Source organism: Salinisphaera sp. SWV1 (assembly GCF_052044155.1).
In the GTDB taxonomy this organism is placed as follows: domain Bacteria; phylum Pseudomonadota; class Gammaproteobacteria; order Nevskiales; family Salinisphaeraceae; genus Salinisphaera.
Map to the genome: position 1 here is coordinate 1 of NZ_JBQDYE010000076.1, position 6,361 is coordinate 6,361.

5 protein-coding genes and 1 pseudogene are annotated in these 6,361 nt (G+C 66.1%); 2 read left to right on the top strand and 4 right to left on the bottom strand.

The window, feature by feature from the left end; all coding sequences use genetic code 11:
• Positions 1–137: 137 nt before the first annotated feature.
• Positions 138–1,361: a tyrosine--tRNA ligase gene (gene tyrS / locus ACS8YF_RS19295; RefSeq protein WP_440851723.1), complete on the bottom strand. Its 1,224-nt coding sequence runs from the start codon at positions 1,359–1,361 to the stop codon at positions 138–140.
• A gap of 321 nt (positions 1,362–1,682) precedes the next feature.
• Between tyrS and ACS8YF_RS19300 the strand changes: the two genes are divergently transcribed.
• Both ACS8YF_RS19300 and ACS8YF_RS19305 read left to right on the top strand, forming a co-directional pair.
• Positions 1,683–3,158: an OapA family protein gene (locus tag ACS8YF_RS19300; RefSeq protein WP_440851724.1), complete on the top strand. Its 1,476-nt coding sequence runs from the start codon at positions 1,683–1,685 to the stop codon at positions 3,156–3,158.
• Positions 3,158–4,315, top strand: a complete 1,158-nt coding sequence (locus ACS8YF_RS19305) for an anhydro-N-acetylmuramic acid kinase (RefSeq protein ID WP_440851725.1) — start codon at positions 3,158–3,160, stop codon at positions 4,313–4,315. The genes ACS8YF_RS19300 and ACS8YF_RS19305 overlap by 1 nt, the downstream gene beginning before the upstream one ends.
• 202 nt (positions 4,316–4,517) lie before the next feature.
• Here the strand turns inward: ACS8YF_RS19305 and ACS8YF_RS19310 are convergent.
• The 3 genes and pseudogenes from ACS8YF_RS19310 to argC all read right to left on the bottom strand — a co-directional run.
• Positions 4,518–4,586 (bottom strand): annotated as a pseudogene (locus tag ACS8YF_RS19310) (iron-sulfur cluster insertion protein ErpA); the annotation flags it as partial.
• A gap of 104 nt (positions 4,587–4,690) precedes the next feature.
• The gene (erpA, locus tag ACS8YF_RS19315; RefSeq protein ID WP_440851726.1) at positions 4,691–5,059 is read right to left on the bottom strand and encodes an iron-sulfur cluster insertion protein ErpA; all 369 of its coding nucleotides are present in this window, start codon (positions 5,057–5,059) and stop codon (positions 4,691–4,693) included.
• 82 nt (positions 5,060–5,141) lie between these two features.
• Entirely contained in the window at positions 5,142–6,182 is a 1,041-nt protein-coding gene (gene argC, locus ACS8YF_RS19320; RefSeq protein WP_440851727.1) for an N-acetyl-gamma-glutamyl-phosphate reductase, read from the bottom strand.
• Between the last annotated feature and the right edge of the window lie 179 nt (positions 6,183–6,361).

The following is a 6,361-nucleotide window of genomic DNA, read 5'->3' on the forward strand; positions in this document are numbered from 1 at the left end:
GTGGCGCCTTCAAAAAGGCTTGCTGCGTTGCGAGAGGGCGCATTCTAGACCTTCGCCGATACGTGTCAACAAGTTTTCTGAAATAATTCTGCAACAGGCTCGAAACGCCCGCCGTGCGGTGCTCGCGCTGCGTGGCCTCAACCAGCCTCAAGGCGCACGCGCGCAATTCGACGCTTGCCGACCTGGAGTAGACAGGTCTGGCCGGCATGCAGCGTGTGCCGGGCATCCGGGACCGGCTCGCCGTCCAACCGGACAGCGCCCTGCTTGATCAGGCGCATGCCTTCGCCGTTACTCTGGGTCAGCCCCGCCGCGACCAACAGCGCCGCCACCTGCAACCCGCCCGCATCGACGCTCACCGGCGTCACCGGCAGGTCGTCGGGCACGACGCCCTGCTGAAAACGCGACACGAATGCCTCATGAGCGTCTGCCGACGCTGCATCGCCGTGGAAACGGGCCACGATCTCGCCGGCAAGCTTGTACTTGTAGTCGCGCGGATTCGCCCCGGCGTCGACCTCGCGCCGATAACGGACGATGGTGTCGGCCGGTTCGAACGACAATAGCTCGAAGTAGCGCCACATCAGATCGTCGGATATCGACATCAGCTTGCCGTATTGCTCGTTCGGCGCTTCGTCGATCGCCACGTAGTTGCCGAGCGACTTGGACATCTTGTTCACGCCGTCCAATCCTTCGAGTAGCGGCATGGTCAGCACGGCCTGCGGCTTCTGGCCGTAGATCTGCTGTAGATGCCGCCCCATCAGCAGATTGAACTTCTGGTCCGTGCCACCGAGTTCGAGATCGGCCTCGAGCGCCACCGAGTCGTACCCCTGCAATAGCGGATACAGGAATTCGTGAATGGCGATGGGCTGGTTGGACTGATAGCGCTTGTGGAAATCGTCGCGCTCGAGCATTCGAGCCACGGTGTGCGTGGCGGCCAGCTTGATCATGTCGGCGCCGGAGAATGCATTGAGCCACGTCGAGTTGAACACGACGCGGGTGCGATCCGGATCGAGAATTCGATAGATCTGGGCCTCGTAAGTGCGCGCGTTGGCCGCAACCTCGGCCTCGGTAAGCGGCTTGCGGGTGACATTCTTCCCCGTGGGATCGCCGATCATGCCGGTGAAGTCGCCGATCAGGAAGACCACGTCATGGCCCATGTCCTGGAACCAGCGCAGCTTGTTGAGCAAAACCGTATGCCCCAGGTGCAGATCCGGCGCCGTTGGATCAAAGCCCGCCTTGATCACCAGCCGCTCACCGCTGGCGGTCGCCTTCTCAAACCGCTCGCGGAATTCGGCTTCCGGAATGATTTCATCCGCCCCGCGCACGATCTCGGCCCAGTCTTGACTCGTCAACGCCTGCTCCATGTATCTGGTCTCGGTTGCGCGCCAAGTCTAGGGCCTGTTGCCATTTCATGCGAGACCGCGCCGACGCCCCTCGGACCGCACGCCGAGACGCCGCGGGTACGGTCGGGCACCGGCACGGGCGAATGGCCACGCGGGGGCGCACGAGTGTCGTTGCCCGGATCCGCCGCCCGGCCAGCGCCGGCCCTGGATGCGGTCGCGGCCCACACGCCAACGAGCCTGACATGCACGGATTTGCCAAGTCCCGGTGATTGTGCTTTTTTATGGCCAATTCGGCGGTGCAGCTGCGGGGGCTTGGCGCGCGTCGGCATCACGCTCGGGTCAGTGAAACGACGGGAAGCCATGGGCAAGTTTGTCGATCGGGATTATCTGTGGCTGCGCGAAAAACCGCAGAAATCGCCGCGTTGGCAACCCTGGGCGCCGGTCGCCCTGGTGCCGGTCGCGGCCGCCCTGACCTGGTATCTCACCGCCCCGGCAGGCGCTCCGCCGGATGACGATGCCGCCGTGCCGGCCGTGACGCGCGTCCACGTGCCCGGTTTCCAACGGGCTCATGCCATGCCGGTCAACTTCAGCCCGACGTTCGACAACGTCCGCACGCGGCCACCAGCCCGGCCGATCCAGCTGGCATTCGCGCCCGCCGCGTCGCTGACCTCTAGCGACAAGCCGAACGCCCTCAAGCCCGGCTGGCAACGCGTCACCATCGCCAGCGGCGATACCCTGTCGCTGGCCTTCGCCCGGCACGGGCTGTCGTACATGGATTCACTGCGCATCGCACACATGCCGCATCTGGGGCATTACTTCACGCGCGGCCTGCAGGCCGGCGACGTACTCGAGGTGAAGGCCGACGACACCGGTCATGTCCAGGCGATCCGCTACGCGGTCGATGCGTTGCACCATCTCAGTGTGCGTCGCAACGATGACGGCTTCACCGGGACCCTGGCCGAGCAGTCGGCCGAACACCGACAGACATCGGTCAGCGGGGTGATTCGTCACAGCTTCTACCGCGATGCGATCGCTGCGGGCCTGACCGGCCGCCAGGCCGCCAGCCTGCATCAAATCTTTGCGCAATCTGTGGATTTCGGCCGCGATATTCAGCCGGGTGACCGCTTCGTCGCTGTGTACGACACGCTTTACCGCAAGCAAAAGCAGGTCGGAACGGGACCCATCGCCGCCGCGGCCCTGATCAACAATGGGCAGGTCATTCGCGCCGTGCGCTATACCGACGACAACGGCCACAGCGAGTACTATCGCCCGGACGGGCGGCCCATGCGTCCGGCGTTCGCAAGGGCGCCCGTGCAGTACACCCGTATCAGTTCGCCTTTCAATCTCAACCGCATGCATCCGATTCTGCATCGCATCCGCCGCCACGAGGGCACCGATTACGCCGCCCCCGAAGGCGCGCCGATTCATGCCACCGGCGACGGCCGGATCATCTTCCGCGGCCGGCGCGGCGGTTACGGCAACGTGGTGATCATCCGCCACAACCGACACATCACCATGCGATTCGCGCATATGTCGCGCTTTGCGCGCGGCCTGCACGTCGGCAGCCGGGTGCGCGAAGGCCAGACCATCGGCTATGTCGGCATGACCGGGCTCGCCACCGGCCCGCATGTACACTATGAGTTCCGCGTCGACGGCAAACCGCGCAACCCGCAGACCGTCCCCCTGCCCGGCGCGCCGCCGCTACAGGGCCATCAACTGGCCGCCTTCAAGGCTCGGGACGCCGACCTCATCGCGAAACTCGACGACATGACCGATGACGCCCGGGTCCATATGGCCTCGGCTACGGATTCGCCTTGATGAGCGGCCCCGATTGCTATGTCGGGCTGATGTCCGGCACCAGCGTGGACGCGGTTGATGCGGTCGTGGCACGCTTCGCCGGCCCGCCCGATCGGCCGACAATGCTGGCTACGCATAGCGCAGCGCCGCCGCAGGGCCTGCGCGAGCAACTGCTGGCCCTGTCTGACGCCGATCGGCGCGTGAGCCTGCTCGAATTCGGTCGTCTCGACCAGGCGGTCGGACAGTGGTTCGCCAGCGCCGCGAACGCGGCCATCGCCAAGGCCGGGCTGACAGCATCGCAGATCGCCGCGATCGGCAGCCACGGCCAGACCATCTGGCACGCGCCGGACGCCGAACCGGCCTTCAGCCTGCAGATCGGCGCCGCCCCACGTATCGCCGCAGACACGGGCTGCGCCGTCGTTTCCGATTTCCGCAACGCCGATATCGCACTCGGGGGCCAGGGCGCGCCGCTGGTCTGCGCGTTCCACCGCGCCCTGTTCGCCGACCCCGATGCCAACCGGGTGGCGGTGAATATCGGCGGCATCGCCAACATCACCCTGCTGCCCGGCGACGCGCATGCCGATCCGACGGCGACCCGCGGGTTCGATACCGGTCCGGGCAATGGCCTCATGGACGCCTGGATCCAGCGTCACCGCGGCCACAGTCACGACGCCGGCGGCGCCTGGGCGGCATCGGGGCGCGTCGACGACGAACTGCTGGCGCATCTGCTGGGCGATGACTATTTTCATCGCGAACCGCCCAAGAGCACCGGGCGCGAGTACTTCGGGCTCGACTGGCTGGATCGACGCGTGGCCACGCTCGGGCGCACACCCACACCGGCGGATGCACAGGCCACGCTGTGCGAACTGACGGCCATCACCATCGCGGATGCCGTGGACCGGTTCGGCCCGGGCACGGAGACGCTGTACCTATGCGGCGGCGGCGTGCACAACCGGTATCTGGTGGCGCGCATCGCTGCCCTGGCCGCCCCGCGCCCGGTCGAAACCACGGCACAACTGGGCCTCGATCCCGACTGGATCGAGGCCCTCGCATTCGCCTGGCTGGCGCGCCAGCGCGTGCTTGGCCGGCCCGGCAATGCCCCGGGCGTGACCGGAGCAAGCGGGCTGGCGGTGCTGGGCGGCTGGCACGCCGCACCGCCGGCCGCGCGACTGAAGTAATTCCGCCCGAGCATCGTGCCGGGTACGCGGCGAAGGCGTTCCCGCAACGCGGGGCGTCGTGGCGCTGGGATTGCGGATCACGAACTGCGCCGCGCATCCGCGCGGGGCTTGCTTGCGCAAGCCTGAGGGATTATTTATCTCCCCCACTCGCCTGCGGCGAATCGCCCCCTCAAGGGGGGGGGCGAAGGCGCGCAGGTCGAGTTTATACCGCGAACGAGTTGCCGCAACCGCAGGTCGTCGTGGCATTCGGGTTACGAATCACGAACTGCGCCGCGCTGCGCGCGGGCTTTGCTGCGCAAAGCTTGAGCATTGTCTGTCACCCCGCTTCGCCTGCGGCGAAGCCGCCCCTCAAAGGGGCAGGCGCGCAGCGTAATCTTAAACCCCGAACGAGTTGCCGCAACCGCAGGTCGTCGTGGCATTCGGGTTACGAATCACGAACTGCGCGCCTTCGATCCCATCCGAAAAATCGATTTCGGCGCCCATCAGGTAGAGCACGCTCATGGGGTCGACCAGTAGCGTCACGCCCTGTTTCTCGATCAGCGTATCGCCTTCCTCGACGTTGTCGTCGAAGGTAAAACCATACTGGAAGCCCGAACAACCGCCGCCGGAGACGAACACCCGCAGCTTGAGGGCATCGTTGTCCTCGTCTTCCAACAGCTCCTTCACCTTGAGGGCGGCCGCGTCAGTGAAGACCAGCGCTGCCTGGTCGGCATCCTGATCGATGGTTTCAGTGGCAGTACTCATAAGCGTTGTCCGTGTCGAACCCGCGATAACTATCATACGACATCAGTGCGATGCGCGGGTTTTCAAGAGATGGCAGAAAAATTTAGGGGACGGGCGCGGTCGCGGTGAGTCCCCGCGTTTCGGGCGCGCCGATCATCAGATTGAAGCACTGCACCGCCTGTCCAGCCGCGCCCTTGACCAGATTGTCGAGCGTCGAGAGCACCACCGCCTGATCGCCTGCGAGCGGGCGATGCACAGCGATGCGGCACATGTTGGTCGCGCGCACATGGCGTGTTTCGGGGGTGCCGCCCGCGGCCAGCACGTCGATGAACGGCTCGTCCGCGTAGGCCTGTTCATACAGCGCCTGCAAATCCGCGTCGCCGGCCAGGGTCGCATACAGCGTCGCATGGATGCCACGTACCATCGGCACCAGATGCGGGACGAAGGTCAACCCCACCTCGCGCTGCGCCAGCTCGGCGAGAAACTGTCGAATCTCCGGCAGGTGCCGGTGGCCCGACACGCCATAGGCCTTGAATGAATCGGTGGCCTCGGCAAACAGGAACCCCGGGGCGAGCTTCATGCCGGCGCCGGAGACACCGGTCTTGGCGTCTGCGATCAGCCGGTCGGGATCCACGATGGCGGCATCCAGCAACGGCTTGAAACCCAGCAGGACCGCGGTCGGATAACAGCCCGGGCAGGCGACCAGATCGGCGGCAGCGATCGCCTCGCGCCGGCCGAGTTCAGGCAGGCCGTAAACCGCGCGCTCGATCAGCTCGGGGGCGGCATGCTCGGTGTGATACCACTGCGCCCAGAGCGCGGCGTCGTGCAGGCGAAAATCGGCGGACAGATCAATCACGCGCACGCCGGCCGCGAGCAGCCGCGAGACGTCGTGCATGGCCGCGGCGTGCGGCGTGGCGAAGAACACCACATCGCATTCGTCGAGTCGGCCGGCGTCCGGGGTCGCGAAGGCGAGATCGACCACGCCGCGCAGCTGCGGGTAGGCCTCAGCCACCGGGGTCCCGGCCGCGCTACGCGAGGTCACGGTCACGATCTCGGCGTCGGGATGGGCCGACAACAGTCGCAGCAGCTCGGCCCCGGCATAACCCGTGCCGCCCACCAGACCTATTTTCTGCCTGCCTGCCATGACGCGATCGCTGTCACCGTGAAAAGTGTAGCCGCATACTACACCCGCAATTCGCCGAACCCCAGCCGGGGAGATTACCAAAGCCGTATGCCGCCCAGGTGCCTAGGGCCTGTTGCCGTTTTGTGCGAGCGCCGCGTTGGAGACCGCAAATCGTGTCCGGCAAGGCGCGAGTCGCCGCG